The sequence below is a fragment of the Streptomyces sp. NPDC101132 genome (assembly GCF_044759225.1).
Taxonomy (GTDB): domain Bacteria; phylum Actinomycetota; class Actinomycetes; order Streptomycetales; family Streptomycetaceae; genus Streptomyces.
This window is the reverse complement of the sequence record NZ_JBIVYX010000006.1, coordinates 364,560-390,263: the sequence shown is the minus strand read 5'-3', so window position 1 is coordinate 390,263 and position 25,704 is coordinate 364,560. Positions and strand designations below refer to the sequence as shown.

General features: G+C 71.8%; 21 protein-coding genes. 10 read left to right on the top strand and 11 right to left on the bottom strand.

Translation table 11 applies throughout. From position 1 onward, the window contains the following. Nucleotide 1: 1 nt before the first annotated feature. The 3 genes from ACIQUR_RS17035 to ACIQUR_RS17025 all read left to right on the top strand — a co-directional run bounded on the left by ACIQUR_RS17035 (nucleotide 2) and on the right by ACIQUR_RS17025 (nucleotide 4,874). Nucleotides 2–982: an alpha-ketoacid dehydrogenase subunit beta gene (locus ACIQUR_RS17035; RefSeq protein WP_403664712.1), complete on the top strand. Its 981-nt coding sequence runs from the start codon at nucleotides 2–4 to the stop codon at nucleotides 980–982. 20 nt (nucleotides 983–1,002) lie between these two features. Continuing rightward, on the top strand, nucleotides 1,003–2,475 hold the full coding sequence (locus ACIQUR_RS17030) for a dihydrolipoamide acetyltransferase family protein (protein ID WP_403664887.1): 1,473 nt from the start codon (nucleotides 1,003–1,005) through the stop codon (nucleotides 2,473–2,475). Nucleotides 2,476–2,738: 263 nt separating this feature from the next. Beyond that, on the top strand, nucleotides 2,739–4,874 hold the full coding sequence (locus ACIQUR_RS17025) for a choice-of-anchor A family protein (protein ID WP_403664710.1): 2,136 nt from the start codon (nucleotides 2,739–2,741) through the stop codon (nucleotides 4,872–4,874). Nucleotides 4,875–5,203: 329 nt separating this feature from the next. Here ACIQUR_RS17025 and ACIQUR_RS17020 read toward each other — a convergent pair whose 3' ends face one another. The 5 genes from ACIQUR_RS17020 to ACIQUR_RS17000 all read right to left on the bottom strand — a co-directional run bounded on the left by ACIQUR_RS17020 (nucleotide 5,204) and on the right by ACIQUR_RS17000 (nucleotide 10,786). After that, nucleotides 5,204–5,764: a hypothetical protein gene (locus ACIQUR_RS17020; protein ID WP_403664708.1), complete on the bottom strand. Its 561-nt coding sequence runs from the start codon at nucleotides 5,762–5,764 to the stop codon at nucleotides 5,204–5,206. Between the two features lie 28 nt (nucleotides 5,765–5,792). Further along, nucleotides 5,793–7,574, bottom strand: coding sequence for an RNase A-like domain-containing protein (locus tag ACIQUR_RS17015; protein ID WP_403664707.1), 1,782 nt, complete (start codon nucleotides 7,572–7,574; stop codon nucleotides 5,793–5,795). Nucleotides 7,575–7,623: 49 nt separating this feature from the next. Next, the gene (locus tag ACIQUR_RS17010; RefSeq protein WP_403664705.1) at nucleotides 7,624–8,400 is read right to left on the bottom strand and encodes a hypothetical protein; all 777 of its coding nucleotides are present in this window, start codon (nucleotides 8,398–8,400) and stop codon (nucleotides 7,624–7,626) included. Between the two features lie 73 nt (nucleotides 8,401–8,473). Continuing rightward, on the bottom strand, nucleotides 8,474–9,427 hold the full coding sequence (locus tag ACIQUR_RS17005) for a D-alanyl-D-alanine carboxypeptidase family protein (protein ID WP_403664703.1): 954 nt from the start codon (nucleotides 9,425–9,427) through the stop codon (nucleotides 8,474–8,476). Between the two features lie 168 nt (nucleotides 9,428–9,595). Further along, the gene (locus tag ACIQUR_RS17000; RefSeq protein ID WP_403664701.1) at nucleotides 9,596–10,786 is read right to left on the bottom strand and encodes a DUF418 domain-containing protein; all 1,191 of its coding nucleotides are present in this window, start codon (nucleotides 10,784–10,786) and stop codon (nucleotides 9,596–9,598) included. A 157-nt stretch (nucleotides 10,787–10,943) separates the two neighbouring features. On the opposite strand from ACIQUR_RS17000, the gene ACIQUR_RS16995 reads away from it, so the two are divergent. Beyond that, nucleotides 10,944–11,633 (top strand): GntR family transcriptional regulator, encoded by a 690-nt coding sequence (locus ACIQUR_RS16995; protein WP_403664699.1) that lies wholly within the window; start codon nucleotides 10,944–10,946, stop codon nucleotides 11,631–11,633. Beyond that, entirely contained in the window at nucleotides 11,630–13,054 is a 1,425-nt protein-coding gene (locus tag ACIQUR_RS16990; RefSeq protein WP_403664698.1) for a nitrate/nitrite transporter, read from the top strand. Before ACIQUR_RS16995 ends, ACIQUR_RS16990 begins: the two co-directional genes overlap by 4 nt. Here the strand turns inward: ACIQUR_RS16990 and ACIQUR_RS16985 are convergent. Next, a complete protein-coding gene (locus ACIQUR_RS16985) occupies nucleotides 13,006–13,839 on the bottom strand; it encodes a maleylpyruvate isomerase family mycothiol-dependent enzyme (protein WP_403664696.1) in 834 nt (277 codons plus the stop codon). The genes ACIQUR_RS16990 and ACIQUR_RS16985 overlap by 49 nt on opposite strands. A 203-nt stretch (nucleotides 13,840–14,042) precedes the next feature. On the opposite strand from ACIQUR_RS16985, the gene ACIQUR_RS16980 reads away from it, so the two are divergent. From ACIQUR_RS16980 to ACIQUR_RS16970, 3 genes are all read left to right on the top strand, one after another. Beyond that, nucleotides 14,043–14,822: a carbon-nitrogen family hydrolase gene (locus ACIQUR_RS16980; protein ID WP_403664694.1), complete on the top strand. Its 780-nt coding sequence runs from the start codon at nucleotides 14,043–14,045 to the stop codon at nucleotides 14,820–14,822. Nucleotides 14,823–14,900: 78 nt separating this feature from the next. Next, nucleotides 14,901–16,118: a low temperature requirement protein A gene (locus ACIQUR_RS16975; RefSeq protein WP_403664692.1), complete on the top strand. Its 1,218-nt coding sequence runs from the start codon at nucleotides 14,901–14,903 to the stop codon at nucleotides 16,116–16,118. A 196-nt stretch (nucleotides 16,119–16,314) separates the two neighbouring features. Continuing rightward, a complete protein-coding gene (locus ACIQUR_RS16970) occupies nucleotides 16,315–17,688 on the top strand; it encodes a cytochrome P450 (protein ID WP_403664690.1) in 1,374 nt (457 codons plus the stop codon). Nucleotides 17,689–17,698: 10 nt separating this feature from the next. Here ACIQUR_RS16970 and ACIQUR_RS16965 read toward each other — a convergent pair whose 3' ends face one another. Continuing rightward, nucleotides 17,699–18,193, bottom strand: a complete 495-nt coding sequence (locus ACIQUR_RS16965) for an LURP-one-related/scramblase family protein (protein WP_403664688.1) — start codon at nucleotides 18,191–18,193, stop codon at nucleotides 17,699–17,701. A gap of 32 nt (nucleotides 18,194–18,225) precedes the next feature. On the opposite strand from ACIQUR_RS16965, the gene ACIQUR_RS16960 reads away from it, so the two are divergent. Beyond that, on the top strand, nucleotides 18,226–19,026 hold the full coding sequence (locus tag ACIQUR_RS16960) for a hypothetical protein (protein WP_403664686.1): 801 nt from the start codon (nucleotides 18,226–18,228) through the stop codon (nucleotides 19,024–19,026). Here the strand turns inward: ACIQUR_RS16960 and ACIQUR_RS16955 are convergent. Continuing rightward, nucleotides 19,023–19,577 (bottom strand): Uma2 family endonuclease, encoded by a 555-nt coding sequence (locus ACIQUR_RS16955; RefSeq protein ID WP_403664684.1) that lies wholly within the window; start codon nucleotides 19,575–19,577, stop codon nucleotides 19,023–19,025. The two genes, ACIQUR_RS16960 and ACIQUR_RS16955, sit on opposite strands and share 4 nt — an antisense overlap. 118 nt (nucleotides 19,578–19,695) lie before the next feature. Between ACIQUR_RS16955 and ACIQUR_RS16950 the strand changes: the two genes are divergently transcribed. Then, entirely contained in the window at nucleotides 19,696–21,543 is a 1,848-nt protein-coding gene (locus ACIQUR_RS16950) for a thioredoxin-like domain-containing protein (RefSeq protein WP_403664682.1), read from the top strand. 63 nt (nucleotides 21,544–21,606) lie between these two features. Here ACIQUR_RS16950 and ACIQUR_RS16945 read toward each other — a convergent pair whose 3' ends face one another. The 3 genes from ACIQUR_RS16945 to ACIQUR_RS16935 all read right to left on the bottom strand — a co-directional run bounded on the left by ACIQUR_RS16945 (nucleotide 21,607) and on the right by ACIQUR_RS16935 (nucleotide 25,664). Continuing rightward, a complete protein-coding gene (locus ACIQUR_RS16945) occupies nucleotides 21,607–22,899 on the bottom strand; it encodes a M18 family aminopeptidase (RefSeq protein WP_403664680.1) in 1,293 nt (430 codons plus the stop codon). A gap of 112 nt (nucleotides 22,900–23,011) precedes the next feature. Next, complete coding sequence (locus ACIQUR_RS16940; protein ID WP_403664678.1) at nucleotides 23,012–23,746, bottom strand: hypothetical protein; 735 nt, start codon at nucleotides 23,744–23,746, stop codon at nucleotides 23,012–23,014. Nucleotides 23,747–23,837: 91 nt separating this feature from the next. Then, entirely contained in the window at nucleotides 23,838–25,664 is a 1,827-nt protein-coding gene (locus ACIQUR_RS16935) for an acyl-CoA dehydrogenase (RefSeq protein ID WP_403664885.1), read from the bottom strand. Nucleotides 25,665–25,704: the final 40 nt, after the last annotated feature.

The window sequence follows — 25,704 nt, the reverse complement described above, 5'->3', positions numbered from 1 at the left end:
CATGGCAATCGAGAAGATGTCGATCGCGAAGGCGCTCAACGAGTCGCTGCGCAAGGCCCTCGACACGGACCCCAAGGTCCTGATCATGGGTGAGGACGTCGGCAAGCTGGGCGGTGTCTTCCGCATCACCGACGGTCTCCAGAAGGACTTCGGCGAGGAGCGGGTCATCGACACCCCGCTCGCCGAGTCCGGCATCGTCGGCACCGCCATCGGCCTGGCCCTGCGCGGCTACCGCCCGGTGGTGGAGATCCAGTTCGACGGCTTCGTCTTCCCCGCGTACGACCAGATCGTCACGCAGCTCGCGAAGATGCACGCCCGCGCGCTCGGCAAGGTCAAGATGCCGGTCGTCGTCCGCATCCCCTACGGCGGTGCCATCGGTGCCGTCGAGCACCACAGCGAGTCCCCCGAGGCGCTCTTCGCCCACGTGGCCGGCCTCAAGGTGGTCTCGCCCTCCAACGCCTCCGACGCGTACTGGATGCTCCAGCAGGCCATCCAGAGCGACGACCCGGTGATCTTCTTCGAGCCCAAGCGCCGCTACTGGGACAAGGGCGAGGTCGACACCGAGGCCATCCCGGGCGAGCTGCACCGGGCGCGCGTGGCCCAGGCCGGCACCGACCTCACGCTCGCGGCCTACGGCCCGATGGTGAAGGTCTGCCTGGAGGCCGCCGCGGCCGCCGCCGAGGAGGGCAAGTCGATCGAGGTCGTGGACCTGCGCTCGATGTCCCCGATCGACTTCGACACCATCCAGGCCTCGGTCGAGAAGACCCGCCGCCTGGTGCTCGTGCACGAGGCCCCGGTGTTCCTGGGCGTGGGCTCGGAGATCGCCGCCCGCATCACGGAGCGCTGCTTCTACCACCTGGAGGCCCCGGTGCTCCGCGTCGGCGGCTTCCACGCCCCCTACCCGCCCGCCCGCGTCGAGGAGGAGTACCTCCCCGGCCTGGACCGCGTGCTCGACGCCGTCGACCGCTCGCTGGCGTACTGAGGGAGAGGGTCGTGACGACGATGACGACGACACTGCGCGAGTTCAAGATGCCCGACGTGGGCGAGGGACTCACCGAGGCCGAGATCCTGAAGTGGTACGTCCAGCCGGGTGACACCGTCACCGACGGCCAGGTCGTGTGCGAGGTCGAGACGGCGAAGGCGGCCGTCGAGCTGCCGATCCCGTTCGACGGGGTGGTCGCCGAGCTGCGCTTCCCCGAGGGCACCACGGTCGACGTCGGCCAGGTGATCATCGCGGTCGAGACGGGTGACGGCGGTGCGGTTCCGGCCGCCGCCGAGGCCCCCGCGGCCGCGCCCGCCGCGGCTCCGGCCGCGGCTCCGGCCGCCGAGGAGGCCGCGCCCGAGGGCCGCCAGCCCGTGCTGGTGGGCTACGGCGTCTCCCAGTCCTCGACGAAGCGCCGCCCGCGCAAGGCCGGCGCGGTGCCGGCCGCCGCGGCCCCGGTGGCCCCCGCGGCCCCCGTGACCCCCACGGTCCCGGCCCCGGCCGCTCCGGCGCCCGTACCTGCCGCCGCCCGGGCGCTCAACGGGCACGGCACGCACGGCGACCGCCCGCTGGCCAAGCCGCCCGTGCGGAAGCTGGCGAAGGACCTGGGCATCGACCTGGCCACGGTCACCCCGACCGGCCCGGACGGCATCGTGACCCGTGAGGACGTGCACGCGGCGGCCCAGGCCGCCCAGCAGCCGCACGCCGGTGCCGCGGCCGCGGCACCCGTGGCGGTCCCCACCCCGGCCGCGGCCCCGGTGGCCGCTCCGGCGCCGGTGTCCTCGGACGCGGCCCGGGAGACCCGTATCCCGGTCAAGGGCGTCCGCAAGGTCACCGCGCAGGCCATGGTCAGCTCGGCGTTCACCGCGCCGCACGTCACCGAGTTCGTCACCCTCGACGTGACGCGCACGATGAAGCTGGTCGCGGACCTCAAGGCCGACCCGGACATGGCCGGCCTGCGGATCAACCCTCTGCTGATCATCGCGAAGGCCGTCCTGGTCGCGCTGAAGCGCAACCCGGACGTCAACGCGGCCTGGGACGAGGCCGCCCAGGAGATCGTGCTCAAGCACTACGTGAACCTGGGCATCGCCGCGGCCACCCCGCGCGGTCTGATCGTGCCGAACATCAAGGACGCGCACGCCAAGACCCTCGCGGAGCTGTCCCACTCCCTCTCCGACCTGGTCGCCACCGCCCGCGAGGGCAAGACCTCCCCGTCGGACATGCAGGGCGGCACGATCACCATCACCAACGTCGGCGTCTTCGGCGTCGACACCGGCACCCCGATCCTGAACCCGGGCGAGTCCGCGATCCTCGCGGTCGGCGCGATCAGGCTCCAGCCCTGGGTCCACAAGGGCAAGGTGAAGCCGCGGCAGGTCACCACCCTCGCGCTCTCCTTCGACCACCGGCTCATCGACGGCGAGCTGGGCTCCAAGTTCCTCGCCGACGTGGCGGCGGTCCTGGAGCACCCGAAGCGCCTGATGACCTGGTCGTAGCCGGAGCGAGGCGGCCGGTCCCGCAACGGGCCGGCCGTCCGGCCGTCCCGCAGTGGTCATGAGGAAGCCGGTCCACCACCAGGTGGGCCGGCTTTCCCGTGCCCGCCGCAGGCCCGACGGGGCCGCCGCGCGACCGGGCGTGCCGTCCGGTCGGGTGATCGTCCTACGACCGTACGGTCGTAAAGGAGTGTCGTCGGCCCGGGGCCGCGGCCGCGCCGCACAGGCTGTCTGACGCCAAGTCGGATACGAGGGACGGAAGTGGCATGCCTGTGAGGAAGTGGGCCGTCGCGCTCGCCGTGGTGGCGGTGTTCGCCGGGAGCGTTCCCGCCCTGGCCGCGGGGGCGGGACCGGAGGACCTTGCGCGTACGGGGGGCGCCGCGCGTACGAGCGCTCCGCGGGCGGTGGCCGCCGCCCCGTTGCCGGACGGCCTCGGCCCCTGCCTCCCCGGCCGGTGCCCCGACCCGTACCCGCCCGTGCACACGGGCGACCCCACGGGGGAGGACCGCGGCATCAGCATCTTCGTCGGCGGGGACTTCCGGGTCCGCGGCCGGGCCGCGGAGGCCGAGGGCAAGGTCGTCGTCCTGGGCGGCTTCGACCAGGACAAGGACCCGGCCGGCAGCTCGGTGTACAACATCGGGATCGTCGGCGCGGGCTCGCAGGTGCGGCCGCCGCTCCGCTCCGACTTCCTCACGACGGGCGGCAACGTCGCCGTCGCGGCCGGCGAGCGGCTGATCGCGGACGGCGGAGTGGTCCGGCACGCGGGCACGCTGACCGGCACGGTCGACGGCACGAAGACCCAGGACGCGAACGCGGCCACCCCCTACCTCGGGCTGCGCCCGCGCCTCACGGCCGCGAGCCAGTGCTACGCGCGGGTGGACGGGAACCCCCGCACGCCGACGGGCCGGGCGGTGAACAACGGCTACGCGACCGTCTTCACGGGCGACGGGACGTCCGCCCTCCAGGTCTTCAACGTGGGCTTCGACCTGGTGAACCCCGGCACGGGCGGGCCGCAGGGCCTGGAGTTCGCGAACATCCCGGCGCGGGCCACGATCCTGGTCAACCTGACGGGTGCGGCGCGCACGATCAGCACGTACTCCGGAGAGAGCCCGTACCGCGACCGGCTGCTGTGGAACTTCCCGGACGCGACGCGGGTGGACCTGACGGGCTCGGGCCAGTTCCAGGGCAGCGTCCTGGTGGGCCAGGACGCCTCCGCGACCACGGTCTCGCTGCCGGGCATGAACGGCCGCTTCTTCACGGCGGGTTCGCTGACCCACACCTCGGACAGCGCCGGGGCGGAGTTCCACGCGTACCCCTTCAACGGCGACCTGCCGTCCTGCGGTGACGACCCGGTGCCGCCGGCCCGGGGCGAGGTGCGGGTGCAGAAGGTGGACGCGGCGACGGGCACGGCACTGTCCGGGGCGGAGTTCCGGCTGTGGCGCGAGACGAACGGCACGGCGGGCCTCCAGACCGGCGGCACGACCCCGGACACCGCGGTCACCACGTGCACGACCCCGCCGAGCGGCGGCTGCGCCTCGACCGTGCCGGTGGGCACGTACTACTGGCAGGAGACGGCGGCCCCCGCGGGCTACGACCTCCCGTCCCCGGCGGTCTTCGGGCCGCTGGAGCTGACGGCGGAGAACGCGTCGGCGGGCGTCGGGATCACGGCACGCAACACCCGTACGCCCGAACCGCCGGCGCGGGGTGAGGTGCGGGTGCGGAAGGTGGACGCGGAGACGGGCGCGGCGCTGCCGGGTGCGGCGTTCCGGCTGTGGCGGGAGACGAACGGGACGGCGGGCCTCCAGACGGCCGGCATGACCCCGGACACCGCGGTGGCCACCTGCACCACGCCGACCAGCGGCGGCTGCGTCGCCACGGTCGAGGTGGGCACGTACTACTGGCAGGAGACGGCCGCGCCCACGGGCTACGACCTCCCGTCCCCGGCGGTCTTCGGCCCGCTGGAGCTGACGGCGGGCAACGCCTCGGCGGGCGTGGAGATCACCGCACGCAACACCCGTACGCCCGAACCGCCGGCGCGGGGCCGGATCGTGGTGCTGAAGACGGACTCCAAGACGGGCCGCCCGCTGGAGGGCGCGGTCTTCGAGCTGTGGCGCGAGACCAACGCCACGGCGGGCCTCCAGACCGTCGGCATCAACGCGGACGAGCTGGTGGACGCGGGCTGCGCCACGGGTGAGCGGGGCGAGTGCCGCTTCGAGGACCTGCCGGCGGGCGAGTACTACCTGAACGAGATCGACGTGCCGGAGGGCTACGTCCTGCCGCGGAACCCGGTGACGGGCCCGGTGCGGGTCACGGAGGACAACGGCTCGTCGGAAGTCACCCTCCGCCTGACCAACAAGCGCGGTGAGCCGGACAAGGGCGGCAAGGGCCCCAAGGCCGCCTGAGGGGCAGGTCGGCCCAGGTGGTCTTGCCGACCACCAGGGGGCTGACCGCCCAGCCGGAGGTGAGCGCCTCCACCACGCGGAGCCCGCGTCCGAACTGCTCGTCCGGACGCGGGCTCCGCGCCGTGGGGGTCGGGGCCAGGGTCGTTCGACGTGCTCTCGTTCGCGGACCAGCGAGATGATCCGGCCCTCGCCGCAGGCGCGGGCCGCGCCCGTCACCGGAAGTCCACCGTGAGAGCGGCGGTGTTGTGGGCCGGGTTCGGGCCGTCGGGGGACCAGCCCAGCGCACCCAACGCGGCCGCTTCGGGCTCGCCCCGCACCAGCCGGTCGGATCAGTGGTCGGAGAAGTTCCAGAACATGCCGACCTCGGCGTCGGAGACGATGATCAGACCGTAGTCCTCCGAGTAGACGCTCAGCGGGCTGTACGCCCAGCCCGACGAGGTGAAGTCGAGTGTGCCGCGTACGTGGCCGGGCATCTTGACATTGGTGTGATAGGTGGCCCCGTCCCCATAACGCGCGAGGATCGTGCGTGCCATCACGCGCAACTCCTCCTCGCTCTCGGTGAAGCGCTCCAGGTTGGACAGGGTGCAGCGGTCGTCCGTGAGGGCCAGCAGCAGGTTCTCGGCGCTGTCCCGGTCGATCTCCTGGAGACGCCTTGCGACGTACTCCGGGGGGTGGGCGACAAAGGGGAAGGTCGGGGACGCCTTGCGTTCCGGGTTCTGTGCCGCGTCGTCGAGACCGGTCCAGCCCCGCGGGTCCGGAACCCGGGCCATCAGTGCGAGAAGGTCGAGGACCCAGTTCTGGTGGCGGCGCGGGCCCGTGGCGTCGTACGGGTACGCGTCCTCGTACAGGTGGCGTACCGCGGCTTCCCAGGACGTCTGGTCGACGGACATGTGGTGCTGGCCTTCCTCGGCTGAGCGGCTAGGACGTGCAGGGCATCGAGGTCATGACGGTGAACGGCGGGGTGCGGCTGCTGTCGTACTTGATCCTCGTGTCGATGCCCGTCACGTTCTCCGCCTTGGCGCGCATGCCGCCCTGCTTGTATCCGGACAGCGGATCGGTCGGGTCGGTCGGCTGCTTGCTCACACTGCGGCCGCTGATCTCGCCATGGGGCGCCGTCGCCTTGAAGGTTCCCACCTCGCCCTCGGCCGGTGGCGGCGGCCCCTTGATCCAGGCTTCGATCGCCGCGGCGTTGTGGTTGAGGTTGTACTGGGTGAGTTCCTGGGCCCGCTGGTAGTTCAGGAAGGACGAGGAGCCGCTTGGCTTCGGCTTGCCGTGGGGCCAGGCCGCGGTCGGGCCGTTCGACTGCTGGTCGCGCAGGCGCTGGGCCAGCTGCAGGTCCGTCTTGCCCACGTGCTTGTCCAGCGTGTGGCCGTCCGCCATGTACTCGTTGGCGGCCAGGTCCAGCGTGTACTTGCCGGTGACCGAGTCAATCTTCAACCAGGTCTGTGAGGTGCTCTTGAAGTCCTCCAGGGCACGGGCACCGAATCCGTGCGCGCGGGCGACGCCGGCCTCGAACTTCGGGGCGCTCAGGTGAGCTTCGTCCAGGACGTCCTTGAGGGCGTTCATGCGCGTGGTGAGGCCGTCCAGAATGCCGGTGTACTCGTCCACGATCCGGTTCAGCTTGGCCTTGTCCAGATTCAGGACCGTGTTGACATCGAACTTCAGCAGAAGGCCGGTAGCCCCGCCGATCCCCATGGCTACGCTGCTGACGGCACCGGCGATGCTCTTGAGGCTGGGCTTCTCCTTGGCCTTCTCGATGTCGTCGACGATGCTCTTCGCGGCCTGGCTCATGGCTCGCTTGAGCTCTTCGAAGACATCGTTGTTCAACTCGACGGCAGCTTCCGAATACTCGCGCAGGCAGTCGCTGATCTTGATCGCCGCGTCCTTCAGGACGGTCATCACCGGTTCGCTGCCCGTGGCCACCTGTGACCCGTGCGGGCCTGTGGTGTGGGCCCACTGGTAGCCGTGCCGAGACCGCCCCCACGCCGTCCCGCCCCACAGAGCGCTGCAGAACGTCCGCATGGCGGCTTCCCAGTCCGCCTGATGGTGGTTGGTGATCTGGCCGATGGCCATGGTCAGGTTGTCCGCCGTGGTCGTCACGACGGTCGAGGCCTTCATCCAGCTGTGACAGTGCGAGTTGAGGTAGTGCTGCTGCGGGAAGGGGTGTACGTCCGCCACCTTGCCGACACGGAAGACGTGCTTCGCGACGGGCTGGAGGAGGTCCCGGACGATCTCCGGTATGCCCTCCATCGCACTGCGGGTCAGGTCGTCGCCGCCATCGTCGTCACCCCACTTGATGTCGGGGACGCTGCCGAACTTGGGCTTCTTGTGGATGACCGTGGGCAGCGGACGCTGTTCCGCGGCCTGCCCGGGTTTGGGGTGGGCTGCCGCATCGGCCTTGGTGTAGGCGTTGGCGGTCTCCGTAAAGCCGACGGCCAGGCCGCCGACGCTGAACACGCTCTTGGCCCAGACCTCCAGCCAGAGGTTGCCGATCTTCTTGTAGGCCTGCGCGAACTTCTCGGCGGCAGTGCCTGCCCCGCCGGCGTCGGGGTACTTCTGCAGTTCCTGCAGGAGCGTGTTCGCGCCGCGCATCATGCCGTCCTGCTCTCCGGCAACCCGGCCCGAGACGGTCCACAGGTGCGACGGCTGGACGTCGATGCTGCCGCTTCCTGCAGGCGGCGCCGGAGTGAGGCCGGCCATCAGGCGCCACCTCCCCACCCCAGGAGCACAGCCTCGCCCGACGCGCGCCTCATCGGATGTCCACGGTGATCTCGGCGCGGTCGTTGGACGCGTCCGGGTCGCCGGGGTGGTGGCCGACCATGATCCGGCCCTTGGCGCCCTCGACCTTCCGGTCCAGGCGGACGCTCAGGTAGAGGGGGTAGACCATTTCGGCGACCGGGCAGGCCGCCCACCCGGGCTTCTCCCGCATCTCGTAGCACCAGTCGTACTCGGACGCGTACCTGTCGCTGATGTCGACGATCGACACTCCCTCCGGCAGCTGCACCCAGATCTCCCACGGGGGAACCCCACTGTCCTGGGGGAGCCCCACCATGACCTCGTCGCCCACCTCACCGCTCAGCGTCAGGGGCCGGACGTACCAGTCCGTGTCGAAGGGCCCCTCCTTGCCGTTCATGAGGCGGCTCTGGTAGCCGAAGCCGATTCCGCCGCCGCGCCAGTTGAAGGTGAGGTCGCCCTGGTCCCAGCAGCAGGGATCGTGATGGTTGCGGATGGCGCCGGTGGCGCCGAAGCCTGCGACGGTCAGGGCCTCCTGCCCCTGCGGCACGGAGCAGAGCGAGAGCATCCGGTCGGGCGAGGTCTCGCAATCCTCCGGCGTCCGGGTGATCCGGGCCTCGCCGTCGACGTCCCGTACGGTGACGCGCAGAGACATCCGGTACGGGTTGGGCTCGGCCGCCAGTGCCCTCTCGATGCCGCGCATCTCCGGCTCGTTCCACCTGGTCAGGTACGTCACGACCAATACGAGCACGGCCAGGCCGGCCAGCGCGGCGGTCAGCCATTTCCTCGACATGTGTCTCCCCCCTCAAAACGGCGGTGCCGGGCCCCCTCGTGGGGACCCGGCACCTTCAGTCAGGCCGAAGCCGTTAGTCGAGCACGTCCGGGATCGGGTTCGTCTCGGCGCGCATCGTGGACGACGTCGCGGCCGCGCCGAACGCCCAGTTCATGAGCTTCATGGAGTCGGCGTACCGCTCCTCGTCGTTCAGCAGCACGCCGACGACGGTCTTGCCGTTGCGGGTGGCGGTGAAGACCAGGCACTTGCCGGCGGGCGTGTTGGTGCCCGTCTTGATGCCGAGCGCGCCGGAGTAGCCGTAGCCGCCGTCGTTCGTCGGACGCACCAGGAGGTTGGAGTTCTTCCAGGTGTAGTAGCGGTAGTTGCCGTTCGACGCGATGGCCGTGGCCTTGCCGTAGCCGTCGACGATGCCGCGGAAGGTGGCGCTCTTCATCGCGGTCTGGGCGAGCTTCGCCATCTCGCGCGGCGTGGAGTACGTACCCGTCTTGACCGGCGAGTTGCCGTCGAACGAGTCGAAGTGGGTGTTCTTCAGGCCGTAGGAGGCGGCCTTGGCGTTCATCTGCTTGATGAAGTCGGCGAAGCGGGCGGACTGCGTCGAGCCCTTGCCGAAGGTGTCGGCGAGCGCGGCGGCGGCCTCGCAGCCGGACGGCGTCAGCAGGGCGTTGAGCCAGCCGCGGACGGTCAGGCGGTCACCGTTGACGATCCACGCCTTGCTGCCGCTGACCTTGTCGGCGTAGTCGTTGTACGCCTGCTTCATCGTGATGCGCTTGTCCAGGTCCAGGCCCGGGGTGGTCAGGACGACGCGGGCCGTCATGATCTTCGCGGTGCTGGCCAGGGGCAGCTTCGTGTCGGCGTTCTTGGTGTAGAGCGTCGAGCCGGTGGTGCTGTTCATCAGGAACGCACCCTTGGCGTACGTCGCCGGCGCGGAGGCAGCCGTGGCGGACGTGGCGAGCGGGGCCGCGAGGAGGGCGCCGGCGGCCGCGGTGGCGGCCGCGACGCGGCGCACGCGGGTGAGGCTGAATATCAAGTGTTATCCCCGAGTTCGCGAATGTTCAGGTGTGTGTGGTTCGTTCACGTTTCTTGGCATTTCAGGACCGCCTGCGGTGCGGGCCTACTTGACCAAGACGTGCAAGGGGATCATATGGCTGCATGAACATCTCATTTTTTGACCAACTTGAGATGCTGGCAGTCGGGTTCATTGTGATTTGGAGTGGATTAGCCGCTTCTGGACGGATTCCAGTGGTCCGTACCGGAACCGCCGGAGCCACAGCGTCGAGCCGGCGACGAGCACCGCGCAGACCGCCGCCCACAGGCCGAAGACCCACCACGGGCCGTCGTCCGCGAAGCGCTCGGCCAGGCCCAGGCCGATGCCGTAGCAGGCCAGCATGCAGAGCAGGTTCTGGAGCACGTACGCCGACAGGGCGGTCCGGCCGACCGAGGTGAGGCCCGCTGTCACGGCGCGCGGCAGCCAGGCCCGGTCCAGTGCCAGGCCGATCAGGCCCAGGTAGCCGAGGGCCACCAGGGGCGCGGCCGCGTACCGGCCCAGCAGGAAGAAGTCCTCCCCGCCGAGGGTGCACGCCGCGTTCAGCGGGAGGCCGAGGCCCAGGCCCCACCCCAGCAGCCGGGCGCGCAGCCGGCGGCCGCGCGGGTCGGCGCCGAAGGCCCCGGCCCGGTACAGGCGCACCCCGAGCAGGAAGAGGAAGAGCAGCAGGCCGAAGGAGATCACCGGCTCGATGCGCAGCGCGAGCGCGTTCTGGAGGCGGAAGGAGACCTGGGCGAGGTAGTCGCCGTGGGCGTAGAGGTCCACGGCCCGGTCGCTCACCGAGCCCCCGTCGTCCGGTCCCGAGGCGGCCAGGCCCGCCGTGAGGACGGCCATGAACGCGAGGTGCAGGCCCGCGGCCGTCCACATCACGCGGCCCCGCACCCGCTCGGAGCGGGCCAGCAGCCAGGCGGTGAGCAGGGCCGTCACGGCGTAGCCCATCAGTACGTCCCACGCGAAGACGAGGACGAAGTGGAGCGTGCCCTCGGCCAGCAGGAACCACGCCCGCGGCCGGTAGCCGGCCGGCCAGGGGCGGCCGCGCCGCACGGCGGAGTCGTACTGGACGGCCAGGCCGGCGCCGAAGAGGACGGTGAGCAGGGCGAGGAACTTGCCGTCCGCGAGGAAGCGGAAGACGGTCTCGGAGAGGACGGCCGCCGAGGGGTCGGCGACCGGGTCGGGCAGGCGTACGCCCTGGAGCACGGACCACTCGGAGCCCGGGGTCGAGAAGATCCAGACGTTGGTCATCAGGGTGCCGAGGATGGCGGCACCGCGCAGGACGTCGAGCAGCGGGTTGCGCGTACCGGCGGGGGCCGGCGCGGCGACGGACGGCGAGGCTGTCTGGGACATGCTCACAGCGTCCCGTCGCGCCAACGCCCTTGCGTCGTGCGGCCGGAGGAAAGCTTGCGGGGCGGCGGTACATCCTTCGGTGCAGTGCCGCTCCGCCTGGCGTCCGGATCGTGGAACGGCCCTCCGGTTGCACCTCTGTTGTATCTATGCTGTGCCCATGCCATCAGTCCCGGCCTCCGCGCCCACCACCGCAGCCAGTGCGCCCGCCAAGCTGCCGCCCGCCGCCGACCGCGTCTACCAGCACGTGAAGCAGGGCGTGCTCGACCGCCGCTACGAGGGCGGCACGCTGCTCACCGAGGGCGAGCTGGCCGAGGCCGTCGGGGTGTCGCGGACGCCGGTGCGCGAGGCGCTGCTGCGGCTGGAGACCGAGGGGCTGCTGCGGCTCTACCCCAAGAAGGGCGCCCTGGTGCTGCCCGTCTCCGCGCAGGAGATCGCGGACGTGGTGGAGACCCGGGTGCTGGTCGAGGAGTTCACCGTGCGGAGGGCCGTGCCGGCTCCGCCCGCGCTGCTGGCCCGGCTGGAGGAGCTGCTCGCCGCCCAGCGGCGGCACGTCGAGAGCGGCGACCTGGCCGCGTTCGCCGTCGAGGACCGGTGCTTCCACGCCGAGATCGTCCGGCACGCCGGCAACCAGATCCTGTCCCGCCTCTACGACCAGCTGCGCGACCGCCAGCTGCGGATGGGCGTCGCCCTCATGCACGCCCACCCCGACCGGATCGCCCAGAACGTCACCGAGCACACCGAGATCCTGGAGGCGCTCAGGGCCGGGGACGCGGACGCCGCCGCGGCGGCCGTACGCGCCCACCTGAGCCGCGTCGAGGTGCTGGTCCGGGGCGGCGAGGTCCGATGACCGCCGGAACGAACGCCGGGGAGGGAACGAACCCCGCCGCCGGAGCGCACCCCGGGGCCGGAGCGAACCCCGCCGGGGCCGCGGACACCGCCCCTCCCGAGACCCCCGCCCCCGCCCACCGCGAGCCCCCCGGCGGGCGGCGGGCCGTCGCCGTGTGGTCCATCGGCGTCGCCGTCTACTTCGTCGCCGTCATCTTCCGCACCAGCCTCGGCGTCGCCGGACTCGACGCGGCCGACCGCTTCCACGTCAACGCCTCCGCCCTGTCGACCTTCTCGCTGCTCCAGCTGCTGGTCTACGCGGGCATGCAGATACCCGTCGGCCTGATGGTGGACCGCCTCGGCACCAAGCGCGTGCTGACCCTCGGCGTCACGCTCTTCACCCTCGGCCAGCTCGGCTTCGCGCTCTCCCCGTCCTACGGGATGGCCCTGGCCGCCCGCGCCCTGCTCGGCTGCGGCGACGCCATGACCTTCATCAGCGTGCTGCGCCTGGGCACCCGTTGGTTCCCCGCGCACCGCGGGCCGCTGATGGCGCAGCTGGCCGGGCTCGTCGGCATGGCCGGCAACCTGGTCTCCACCCTCGTCCTGGCCCCCGTCCTGCACGGGGTCGGCTGGACCGCCGCCTTCGCCGGCAGCTCGGCGGCCGGGCTGGTCGTGCTGGTGCCGCTGCTGCTGTTCCTGCGCGACCACCCCGAGGGACACGAGCCCGAGCCGGTGCAGCGCGCCGGGCTGGGCTTCGTACGCTCCCAGATCGCCGAGTCCTGGCGGGAGCCCGGCACCCGGCTGGGCCTGTGGGTGCACTTCACCACCCAGTTCCCCGCGATGGTCTTCCTGCTCCTGTGGGGGATGCCCTTCCTCGTCGAGGCGCAGGGCCTGGACCGCGGCACGGCCGGCGCCCTGCTGACCCTGGTCGTCGCCTCCAACATGGCGCTGGGCCTGGTGTACGGGCAGCTCATCGCCCGGCGCCAGGCCACCCGGATCCCGCTGGCCCTGGGCACGGTGGCGGTGACCGCCCTGCTCTGGGGCACCACCCTCGCGTACCCCGGGGACCGCGCGCCGATGTGGCTGCTGGTGACCCTGTGCACGGTGCTGGGCGCGTGCGGGCCGGCCTCGATGATCGGCTTCGACTTCGCGCGGCCCGCCAACCCGGCCGCCCGTCAGGGCACCGCCTCGGGCATCACCAACATGGGCGGTTTCATCGCCTCGATGACCACCCTGCTGGCCGTGGGCGTGCTGCTGGACGCGACCGGGGACGACTACCGGATCGCGTTCTCGTCCGTGTTCGTGCTGGAGGCGCTGGGCGTCGTACAGATCCTGCGGCTGCGCACCCGGGCCCTGCACCGCGAGCGCGAGCGCGCCGCCGCCCCGCCGCCCGCTCAGGGCGTGACGGCGAACTCCCGCAGGATCGCGTCCGCCAGGTCCTGATCGCCCTCCACCTTGACCCGGTCGGCGACGGCGTGCGGCCTGACCCGGCCGGCCGCGAGGCGCACGTACGTCTCCCAGTCCATGCCCAGCGTGACCGCCGGGCCGAGCGAGACCGAGGCGTCCATCGTGCCGCGCCCTTCGGCGTCCACGCGGACGGTCCGCATGAACTCCAGCGGGCCGTGGACGTCGAGGACGACCGCCGAGTTCGCGGGCGCGCCCGCCCGCTTGGCGACGGCCTTCGGCAGGCCCTGGAGCAGGATGTCGCGGGCGATGTGGGCGCCGGGGGAGTCGAGGTTGCCCGGCACGCCGAGCGCCGTGCGCAGGTCCTGCTCGTGGATCCACACGTCGAAGGCGCGCAGCCGCAGCGCCAGCTCCAGCGTGACCTGGTCGCCGAGCGGGCCGCGGACCAGCGTGGCCGGATCCCGCTTGTCGGTGCGCAGCTGGCGGCACCGGCGGATGACCGTGTACTCCAGCTCGGAGGTCATCTCGGGCGCGGTGTGGTGGCGCCGCACGTCGACCTGCACCTCCATGTAGCGCGTGAACTCGTCGACCACGTGCCGCAGATCGCGCGGGAGGCTGTGGATGGGCCGCGGGTCGCCCAGCATCTCGGTCTCTATGCCGATGACGTGCGAGACCACGTCACGGACCGACCAGCCAGGGCAGGGCGTCGCCCGGTTCCACTCGCCCTCCGCCAGCGGCTGCACGAGTTCGGATATCGCCTCGATGGAGTGGGTCCACGCGTCGGCATAGGGCTGAAGGCTGGGATGGACGGTCTCGACGGTCACGGGACCCCTCGTGCTGTTCAGTGCGGACAGGTGGTGACGGGTGACGGGTGGCTGGGTGCTGGCTGGGGCCGGCTGGGGAGTCTTTCTGCCAAAGTTACGCTGCTGGGCAGCACCCCGGCAGTGCTTTCGTGTGACGATCGTAGGCCCGAATTGACGAGTCATGAGCCCGGCCCCCAGCGGACGCCCGGCGGAACGGTGGCAGTGTGCGCGCGTCTCTGATCCAAATCGCCATCGACGGGGGCGAGTCGGTCGCGGACCGACGGCTGCGGGCCGCTGAGCTGGTGCGCGGTCAGGCCGGTTCGGACCTGGTGGTGCTGCCGGAGCTGTGGCCGACGGGCGCCTTCGCGTACGAGCTCTTCGAAGCGGAGGCCGAACCGCTGGACGGCCCCACGCACGCGGTGATGGCCGCGGCCGCCCGCGACGCGGGGGTGTGGCTGCACGCGGGCTCGGTGGTCGAGCGGGCCGCGGACGGCCGGATGTACAACACCTCGCTGGTCTACGCGCCGGACGGCGAACGGGTGGCCACCTACCGCAAGATCCACCGCTTCGGCTTCGACAAGGGCGAGGCCGTGATGATGGGCGCCGGCACCGAGCTGGTCACGCTCCCGGCCGGCGGACTGACCCTGGGCCTGTCCACCTGCTACGACCTCCGCTTCCCGGAGCTGTACCGCGGGCTGGTCGACGCCGGCGCCACGGCCCTCGTCGTCTCGGCCGGCTGGCCGGAGCGCCGCCGGGAGCACTGGACGGTGCTCGCGCGCGCCCGCGCCATCGAGAACCAGGCGTACGTCCTGGCGCTCGCCGAGGCCGGTACGCACGCCGGCGTCGAGATGTCCGGGCACAGCCTGGTCGTGGACCCGTGGGGCGAGGTGCTGGCGGAGGCCGGGGCGGGCGAGGAGGTGCTCGTCGTGGAGCTGGACCCGGAGAAGGTCGCCGTCACGCGCGAGCAGTTCCCGGCGCTGAAGGACCGGGTTCTGGGACGGTAGGGCCTCCCGGGGCGGTGGTGTGTGGTTCCCTGGCGGCGACGCTCGAAGGGGTTCGGCCACCGCTCAGGGGGAGAGCACGTGAGTACCGGAAGCACCGCAGCACAGCTGTCCAGCGAGGGGGAGCGCCGGGTCACCACCCTGGAGCTCTTCTTCGACCTCGTCTTCGTCTTCACGGTCACCCAGCTGACCGTGCTGCTCTCGCACGGCTTCCACGCCACCGGCTTCCTGCGGGTGGTGCTGGTCTTCACCGTGCTGTTCTGGATGTACGGCGGCTACGCGCACCTCACCAACCAGGTCCCGCCGGACAGCCCGCGGCGCCGCCTGCTGCTGATGCTCGCGATGTGCGGCTTCCTGATGTGCGCCCTGTCCGTGCCCACCGCGTTCGGCGCCGGCGGGGTCCCCTTCGGGATCGGCTACCTGCTCGTGACGGTCGTGCACGGGCTGATGTACACGGAGGCGCACGGGCGCAGCGTGATCTGGTTCGCCGCACCGAACGTGCTGTGCGCGCTGTCGGTGCTGGCCGCCGGCTTCTTCGACGGCGGCCCGGCCTGGGCGCTGTGGGTACTCGCGCTGGTCTTCCAGTTCGGCACGCAGCTGGTCGTCCGGTTCGCCGGCACGCCCGCCGAGGCCGAGGAGGAGACCGTCAGCAGCCAGCTGGGCGGGATGAGCGCGGCGCACCTGGTCGAGCGGCACGGGCTGCTGCTGCTCATCGTGTTCGGCGAGTCGGTCATCGCGATCGGCATCGGCGTCGAGGGACTGCCGCTGACGGTGGGGCTGTTCGGCGGCGCGTTCCTGGCCCTGGGCATCGCGTCGGCGCTGTGGTGGCTGTACTTCGTGCGGGACGAGGGGCGGGCCGAGGAGTACCTCGCGGCGGCGGACGGCGCCCGCCGCTTCAAGCTGTCGATGCTCGCGTACTACTACTTCTTCCTGCCGGTGCTGATCGGCGTCGCGACCTTCGCCGCCGGCGTCAAGAAGACCATCGGGCACCTCGGCGAGCCGCTGCCCGCCGGGCCCGCCCTGGCCCTCGCGGGCGGGGTCGCGCTCTACCTGGCCGGGGACCTGGCCTTCCGTACGGTGCTCAGGATCGGCGTGCTGCGCTACCGGGCGGCGGCCCTGGCGGGCGCCCTGGCCACGGCCGCGGCCGGGCACCGGTTCAACGGCGCGGTCCAGCTGGGGGCGCTGCTGCTGGTGCTGGTGGCGACGCTGGTGGCGGAGTCGCGCGGGGTGCGGCGGGCGGAGGCGGCCGGCGTCGCCGGTGCGGCCGGCGGGAAGGCCGTGGCCCCGGAAGGCGCGTAGCCGCCGCGGACGCGTGGCCCCCGAAGGCGGGCAGCCCCGGAAAGCGCGTGGCCGCCGCGGGCACCTGGGCCCCGAAGCAAGCCGCATAGCCGTCCAACTGCCGCAAACCGCAACCGCATTGGCCGAAAAGGCCCCCCGTGCCGCCTCCCGACTGCGAAACAATCTCTGCCGGGACGACGACACAGGGGGCCATGGCATGACGACGCACACCGTGACGGGCAAGCGGGAGATACCGGGACCGGCCGGCGTGCCGCTGCTGGGCTCGCTGTTCGACCTCAAGAAGAGCACCATCGACACCCTGCTCCGCGCCCAGCGCGAGCACGGCGACGTCGTCCGCATCTGGGGCGGCCCGCCCGGCCTGCGCGCCGAGGTGCACGCGGTGTTCTCCGCGGAGGGCGCCCAGCGGGTGCTCGCCACCGAGTCCGCCAACTTCCGCAAGGACAACCGCTTCTACCAGGAGCTCCGCGAGTCCTTCGGCAACGGCCTGCTGACCGCCCAGGACGAGGACTACCTCCGCCAGCGCCGCCTGGTCCAGCCGCTGTTCACCCGCCGCCGGGTCGACGGCTACGCGGAGGCCGTCACCCAGGAGACCGCCCGCATGACGGACGCCTGGGGCGAGGACGTCGAACTCATCGGCGAGATGACCCGCTTCACCCTGCGGGCGGTGGCCCGGATCCTCTTCGGCGCGGACGTGGAGGCCGCCGTCGCGGTGGTCGAGCGGTCCTTCCCGGTGATCGGCGACTACGTGCTGCGCCGCGGGTACGCGCCGGTGAACCTCCCGCGCCACTGGCCCACCCCCGACAACCGCCGCGCCGCGGCCGCCACCGCCGAGCTGTACGCCGTCTGCGACCGGATCATCGCCGAGCGGCGCGCGGCGGGCTCCGGCGCCGACGGGGACCCCGGCCAGGACCTGCTGACCCTCCTCGCGGAGGCGGAGAGCGCGGAGGACGGCACCTTCGACGCCTCCGAGCTCCGCGACCAGGTGCTGATCTTCCTGCTGGCCGGCCACGAGACCACCGCCACCTCCCTGGCCTTCGCGCTCCACCTGCTGGCCCGCCACCCCGAGGAGCAGGACCGGGCCCGCGAGGAGGTGCGCCGGGTGCTGGGCGGACGTACGCCCACGGCCGCCGACCTCGACGCGCTGCCGTACCTCACCCAGGTGCTCAAGGAGGCCATGCGGCTCTACCCGGCGGCACCGGTCATCGGCCGCCGGGCCGTGGCCGACACGGAGATCGACGGGTACGTCATCCCGGCCGGCGCGGACGTGCTCGTCGCCCCCTGGGTCACCCACCGGAACCCGCTCTACTGGCCTGACCCCGAGCGCTTCGACCCCTCCCGCTTCACGCCGGAGGAGGAGAAGGGCCGCCCGCGCTACGCCTGGTTCCCCTTCGGCGGCGGCCCGCGCGCCTGCATCGGCCAGCACTTCTCGATGCTGGAGTCGGTGCTGACGCTGGCGATGGTGCTGGACGGGTACGAGCTGACCGCGGTGGACACCGAGGTACCGGTGAACGCCGAGATCACCCTCCGCCCGGAGGGCCCGGCCCGCTGCCGGCTCCGCAAGCTCGGCTGAGACCGCCGGATCAGTCGCCCTCGCGCTCCCTCTCGGCCATCCGGATCACGCACACCGCGACGGCCACCAGGAGCGCGGGGTCGGCGTCCTCGCGGACGACCTCGACGGCGTACGTGTCGCGCACCGTCAGCCACTGCTTCGAGATCAGCGCCAGCAGCTCGCCGTCGTAGTCGACGCGGAACTCGCGGTCCAGGACGCGCCCGCCGACGTCCAGCTCGGTGCCCTCGACCAGGGTGACCCGGTAGTGGTTGCGGATCAGGGACAGCCGCTTGCGGCGGATCGTCGCGAGCGGGGCCAGGTCACGCTCCAGGGTCATGGTGTCCCGCAGGCTGAGCAGCTTCTGCCGGATGGTGATCAGGATGCGGCCGTCGGGGTCCTTCAGCTCCAGGGTGTCGCGGAGCCGGAGGGCCTTGCCGTCCACCAGGAAGGCGTGGCGGCCGAACTCGTCCTCGATCCAGTAGTCGTCGCCGACCGCGAAGATTTTGTCCCGTACGAGGTATTTCATGCCGTGATCGTTGCCCGGGTTACGTTGACCCCATGCAGCTTCTCTACGTGACCGACCTGGCCTACCCGGCGCGCGGCCGCCGCTACGGAGACGAGGACGTCTTCCTCACCTCGCGGCTGCGGGAGGAGTTCCCCCTCGCGCTCTGCCACCCGCTCGACGCGCCCCGCCTGATGGACGGCTTCGACGCGGTGGTGGTGCGCAACAGCGGCCCGGTCCTCGGCCACCAGGAGGCGTACGCCGACTTCCGCGCCCGCGCCCTGGCCGCCGGCACCCGCGTCTACAACCCGCTCACCGGCCGCGGCGACATGGCCGGCAAGGACTACCTCCTGGAGCTCACCCGCACCGGCCACCCGGTGATCCCCACCGTGGACGACCCGGCGCACCTGGACCGGCTCCCGGCGGTCCCGGAGTACGCGGTCAAGCCGAAGCGGGGCGCCGACTCCATGGGCCTGCACTTCACGGCCGCCCCCGCGGGCACGCCCGGCGAGATCCTGATCCAGCCGCGCATCGACTTCGCGTACGAGGTGTCCTTCTACTTCGTGGACGCCGCCTTCCAGTACGCCCTGTACGCCCCCGACCCGGCCCGCCGCTGGGTCCTGGAGCCGTACGACCCCACCCCGGCGGACCTGGCCTTCGCCCGCACCTTCGTCACGTGGAACACCCTCGACCACGGCATCCAGCGCGTGGACGCCTGCCGCGCCCCCTCGGGCGACCTCCTCCTGGTCGAACTGGAGGACCTCAACCCGTACCTCTCCCTGGACCTCCTCCCGGAGGCCACCCGCGACGCCTTCGTCACGGCCTTCACGCGGTCCCTGCGGTCGTTCCTGGCCTAGAGCCCGGTGGTGTCGAGGGTCAGGTCGAACGGCGCGGGCAGGCGGACCGGCGTCCCGAAGGGATGCGGCCCGTCGGCCGCCGCGTAGCCCAGGTGCCCGGGCCCGGAGAAGAGCGTGACGGTCTCCTCCTGCCGGTCGACCAGCAGGTAGAGCGGCGCGCCGTACTCGGCGTACCGCCTGCGCTTCACGACGCGGTCGGTCTCGGCGTTGGACTCAGAGGTGACCTCTACGACGAGCAGCGTCTGGTCGGGCAGCAGCGCGGAACCGCCCTTGGCCAGGGCTTTGGGTGCGACGGCGAGGTCAGGGACATACCAGTTGGAGGAGTTCGGCAGGTCCAGGTTCCCCGAGCCGATAACGCACTCCAGCTCCCGTGCGCGGGCGTTGATCTGGTCCCGGATCTCGGCAGCTGCGTTCTCGTGGTCCCAGGTCGGCGTCACGGGCACGATCACCCCCTCGACGATTTCCACCCGGTCGCCCGCGATGTGCTGGATGGCGTACTTCAGCGCGTGCTCGGGGTCGATCCCCTCGCCGTACTCCGGCGCAGTGGCCATGCGGGGTGCTCCCTCCGTAGGTGCCGGTGTCACGCTCCCACACAGGCGTTCGTGTCGGCTGGATGTCGGGTGGCGGTCACCCCTGGGGGCGACACGCAAGGGATGTCATGCTTGAAGCATGAACGATGTCGCTCCGGCGCCCACCCCCGCGCCCGCGCCCCGCCGTGCCCGTGTCCGTGCTCCCGAGCTGGTGGGGGAGGGGGGCTGGCTCAACACCGGAGGGAAGGCCCTCGGCCTCGCCGACCTGCGGGGCAAGATCGTCGTCCTCGACTTCTGGACCTTCTGCTGCATCAACTGCCTGCACGTCCTCGACGAGCTGCGCGAGCTGGAGGAGAAGCACCGGGACACCGTGGTCATCATCGGCGTGCACTCGCCGAAGTTCGTGCACGAGGCGGAGCACGCGGCCGTCGTGGACGCCGTGGAGCGGTACGGCGTCGAGCACCCGGTGCTCGACGACCCGGAGCTGGTGACCTGGAAGCAGTACGCCGTCCGCGCCTGGCCCACCCTCGTCGTGATCGACCCCGAGGGGTACGTCGTCGCCCAGCACGCCGGCGAGGGGCACGCGCACGCCATCGCGCGGCTCGTCGAGGAGCTGGAGGCCGAGCACGAGGCCAAGGGGACGCTGCGGCGCGGGGACGGCCCGTACGTGGCTCCCGAGCCCGTGGCGACGCACCTGCGGTTCCCCGGGAAGGCCCTGGTGCTGCCGTCCGGGAACCTCCTGGTGTCCGACTCCACCCGGCACCAGCTCGTCGAGGTCGAGCCGGACGGCGAGACCGTCGTGCGGCGGATCGGGTCCGGGGAGCGCGGCTTCGGGAGCGATTCCTTCAGCGAGCCCCAGGGGCTGTGCCTGCTGCCCGACGGCAGCGTGATCGTCGCCGACACCGTCAACCACGCGCTGCGCCGGCTCGACCTCGCGACCGGCGAGGTCACCACCGTCGCCGGCACCGGCCGTCAGTGGTGGCAGGGGTCCCCCACCTCGGGGCCCGCCCTGGAGGTGGACCTGTCCTCGCCGTGGGACGTGGCCTGGTGGGCGGACCGCGTGTGGATCGCCATGGCCGGCGTGCACCAGCTGTGGTCGTACGACCCCGCCACCGGCACGGTGCGGGTCGAGGCCGGCACGACCAACGAGGGCCTGGTCGACGGGCCGGCCGCCGAGGCCTGGTTCGCGCAGCCCTCCGGGCTCGCGGCCGCCGGCGACCGGCTGTGGATCGCCGACTCCGAGACCAGCGCCCTGCGCTACGTCCACCGGACCGAGGACGGCGGCTTCGCCATCGCCTCGGCCGTCGGCACCGGCCTCTTCGACTTCGGCCACCGCGACGGCGACGCCGCCCAGGCGCTGCTCCAGCACCCCCTCGGCGTCACGGCGCTGCCCGACGGCTCCGTCGCCGTCTGCGACACGTACAACCACGCCCTGCGCCGCTACGACCCGGCCACCGGCCAGGTCACCACGCTCGCCACGGACCTGCGCGAGCCGAGCGACGCCGTCCTCGTGGGGGACGACATCGTGGTCGTCGAGTCGGCCCGGCACCGGCTGACCCGCCTCCGGCTGCCCGAGGAGGCGGTACGGGTGGACGCGGTGGCGCACCGCACCCAGCGGGCCGCCACCGAGGTGGCCCCCGGCACGCTCCGGCTGGACGTGGTGTTCCAGGCGCCGGCCGGCCAGAAGCTCGACACCCGGTACGGGCCCTCCACCCGCCTGCTGGTCAGCTCGACCCCGCCGGAGCTGCTGGCGGCCGGCGAGGGCAAGGGGACGGACCTGTCCCGCGAACTCACCCTGGCCGAGGGCGTCACCGAGGGCGTGCTGCACGTCTCCGCGATGGCCGCCTCCTGCGACGACGACGCGGACATCGAGTACCCGGCCTGCCACGTGCACCAGCAGGACTGGGGAGTTCCGGTCCGCGTGGTGCCCGGCGGCGCGGCCCGGTTGCCGCTGGTCCTCGCCGGGATGGACGACGCCCAGGCCTAGGAACGCGGGAGGGGGTCGCCTGCCCGGCCGGGCAGGCGACCCCCTCCCGCTCCGCCGGGGGCCTCAGCCCTCCAGGAACGCCACCAGCGCGTTCGCCAGCAGGAACGGGTCGTCCGCGCCGCACAGTTCACGCGCGCTGTGCATCGAGAGGATGGCCACGCCGATGTCGACGGTGTGGATGCCGTGGCGGGCGGCGGTGATCGGGCCGATCGTCGTCCCGCAAGGCATCGAGTTGTTGGAGACGAAGGTCTGCCACGGCACGCCGGCCCGCTCGCAGGCCGCCGCGAACACCGCGCGCCCGCTGCCGTCCGTCGCGTACCGCTGGTTGACGTTGACCTTGAGGATCGGGCCGCCGTTGGCCCGCGGGTGGTGCGAAGGGTCGTGCCGCTCGCTGTAGTTGGGGTGCACCGCGTGGCCGGTGTCCGAGGACAGGCAGACGGTGCCGGCGAAGGCGCGGGCGCGGTCCTCGTACGTACCGCCGCGGGCGAAGATTGAACGTTCCAGCACGTTCCCCAGGAGCGGTCCGTCCGCGCCCGTGTCGGACTGCGAGCCGTTCTCCTCGTGGTCGAACGCGGCCAGTACCGGGATGTAGTCGAGCTTCTCGCGCGTGGAGACGGCCGCCAGCGCGGCCGTACCGGCGTGCACGGAGATCAGGTTGTCCATCCGCGGGCCGGCGACCAGCTCGCGGTCGCGGCCGAGGTACGACGGGGGCTCGATCGAATGGACCATCAGGTCCCAGCCGGCCACCTCGCCCTGCGCCAGGCCCTCTTCCTGCTCCAGGAACGCGATCAGGTCGCCCTCCTGCACGTCGCCCAGGCCCCAGATGGGCTGCATGTGGCGCTGCTTGTCGAGCTTGAGGCCGTCGCTGTTGACCGAGCGGTCCAGGTGGACGGCGAGCTGCGGCACGCGCAGCAGCGCGCGGTCGACGTTCACCAGGCGGTGGCTGCCGTCGCGCAGGGTCAGCCGGCCGGCCAGGCCGAGGTCGCGGTCGAGCCAGGTGTTGAGCAGCGTCCCGCCGTAGATCTCGACGGCGATCTGCCGCCAGCCCTGCGCGCCGGTGTCCGGCAGCGGCTTCACGCGCAGGTTGGGGGAGTCCGTGTGTGCGCCGACGATGCGGAACGGCGTGTGCGCGGAGGCGCCTTCGGGCACGTACCACGCGATGATCGCCCCGCCGCGGAGCACGAACTTGCCCCCCGCGCCCGAGTCCCAGGCGTCCGTCTCCGACAGCTGCCTGAATCCGGCCTTCTCCAGGCGCTCGGCCGCGTTGGCCACAGCGTGGTACGGCGAGGGGCTCGCCGCCAGGAAGGTCATCAGGTCGTCGGTGTGGCCGCGGTCGAAGCGGGCGGGAGAGCTCATGTGGTTCACCTTAACGACGGTCGTGTTCGCCATGTCCGGACTGCGGCGGGTAGCCGAAGAGGTGGGATGTGTCGCGGGGCGCCTTCAGGTGCGAGGCGCCCACGGCCCGGTCTCAGCCCGTCGGACGGTCGAAGCGCCGGTGCAGCTGCCGCCGCTCTCCCCGGCGGATGCGCGGCAGCATCTCGGGGGTCTGCGGTGACCGCTGGGCGCGCCTTTTGCGTCCGGCGCAGAAGATACAGGCCTCCCCCGGAGGGGCGTCGGGGTCGATGGGTGCTCCGGGGTGTTCGGCACATCCCGAGGCGTTGCGGGGACGGGAGAGTTCGCGGGCCACGATGAACGAGCGGTGCAGGTCGTCGGCGAGCCGCACGAAGTCCTCGTCGGACGAGGAGGGCGTCAGGTGGAAGCGCTGTTCCTCGACCCTGCGCAGGTACGCGCGCAGGAGCTGGAGCGTGTACGGGCCCTCGGGCACGGGGTAGCCGAGCCGCGGGTGCTCGCCGGCGGGTACGGGGGCCGGGGTGCGGGTGCCCTGGCGCCGGGCGGCCATCCTCCTGCGGTCGTTGCAGAGCAGGCAGCGGCCCCAGCCTTCGGGCGCCTCGGGGTCCAGCGCGCCGTTGGGGTGGTCGGGGCAGCCGGTGTAGGTGCGGGCGGGTGCGAGTCCGGCGGCCTGCTGGAAGGCCGCGTGGAGCGCGTCGGCGACGGGGTCGTACTCGGTGGGGTGCGCCCCCTCGTACAGCTCCTGGACGCGGTCGCCGAGGGTGCCCAGCTGCGCCTGCAGTTCCTTGAGGGCGTACGGCCGTCCGGTCGGGACGGAGTACCCCCTGGCGCCGTGCTGCTCGTGTGGACTCATGGGTACGAGCGTGCCACGGACCGCCGACAAAGGGTGCGGGGTGCCGCTCGCACACGGCACCCCGCACCCCGTCCCCATCAGGAGGGGAGGCCTAGAAGACGGCCTCGTCCAGCTCCATCAGCGTGTTGTCGACGGCCTCGGCCAGCTGGCGCTGGACGGCGAGGCCCGGCAGGACCTGGCTCGCGAAGAACTTCGCGGCCGCGATCTTGCCCTGGTAGAACGCCACGTCCTTGGCGGAGGCGGTCGCCAGCTTCTCGGCGGCCACGGCGGCGCCCTTGAGGAGCAGGTAGCCGATCACGACGTCGCCGGAGGCCATCAGCAGGCGGGTGGTGTTCTGGCCCACCTTGTAGATGTTCTTGACGTCCTCGCCGGTGGCGGTGAGGTCGGTGATCATCTTGCCGACGATGCCCTCCAGGTCCACGGCGGCCTTGGCGAGCGCGTCGCGGGCCGGGGCCAGCTCCTCGCCGCCCTCGCCCTCGGCGAGGAACTTCTTGATCGTCTCCGAGAGGATGTTCAGGGACGCGCCCTGGTCGCGGACGATCTTGCGGAAGAAGAAGTCCTGGCCCTGGATGGCCGTGGTGCCCTCGTAGAGGGTGTCGATCTTGGAGTCCCGGATGTACTGCTCGATCGGGTACTCCTGCAGGTAGCCGGAGCCGCCGAAGGTCTGGAGGGACTCGGCGAGCAGCGCGTACGAGCGCTCCGAGCCGTAGCCCTTCACGATCGGCAGGAGCAGGTCGTTCAGGCCGATGGCCGCGGAGGCGTCCTCGCCGGCCGCCTGCTTCAGGGCGATCTCGTCCTGGACGGAGGCGGTGTAGAGCACCAGGGCGCGCATGCCCTCGGCGTACGCCTTCTGCGTCATCAGCGAGCGGCGGACGTCGGGGTGGTGCGTGATGGTGACCTTGGGCGCGGTCTTGTCCATGAAGTTGGCCAGGTCGGGACCCTGGACGCGCTCCTTGGCGTACTCCAGCGCGTTGAGGTAGCCGGTCGAGAGCGTCGCGATGGCCTTCGTGCCGACCATCATGCGGGCGAACTCGATGATCATGAACATCTGGCGGATGCCGTCGTGCTTGTCGCCGATCAGCCAGCCCTTGGCGGGGTGCTGGTCGCCGAAGGTCATCTCGCACGTGTTGGAGGCCTTGAGGCCCATCTTGTGCTCGACGTTGGTGGCGTACACGCCGTTGCGCTCGCCCAGCTCGCCGGTCTCCCAGTCGAAGTGGTACTTCGGGACGAGGAAGAGCGACAGGCCCTTGGTGCCGGGGCCGTGGCCCTCGGGGCGCGCGAGGACGTAGTGGAGGATGTTCTCCTCCATGTCGTGCTCGCCGGACGTGATGAAGCGCTTCACGCCCTCGATGTGCCAGGAGCCGTCCTCCTGCTGGATGGCCTTGGTGCGGCCGGCGCCGACGTCGGAGCCCGCGTCGGGCTCGGTCAGGACCATGGTGGAGCCCCAGCGCTTCTCGACCGCGATCTGCGCGATCTTCTTCTGGGCCTCGTTGCCCTCCTCGTGGAGGATGCCGGCGAACGCCGGGCCGGAGGAGTACATCCAGATGGCCGGGTTCGAGCCGAGCAGCAGCTCCGCGTAGGCCCAGATCAGGGAGCGCGGGGAGGTGGTGCCGCCGATCTCCTCGGGCAGGCCGAGGCGCCAGTACTCGGACTCCATGAAGGCGTTGTAGGACTTCTTGAAGGAGGCCGGGACCGGGGCGGTGTTGGTCTCGGGGTCGAAGACGGGCGGGTTGCGGTCGGCGTCCTCGAAGGACTCCGCCAGCTCGTTCTCCGCGAGGCGCGCGATCTCGGACAGGATGTCCTTGGCGGTCTCGGTGTCCATCTCCGCGAACGGGCCGGTGCCGTACAGCTTGTCGCGGCCGAGGACCTCGAAGAGGTTGAACTCGATGTCGCGGAGATTCGACTTGTAGTGCCCCATGGCGACGGCTCCGTAAGCAGGGTCGGTTACATCTACCAGC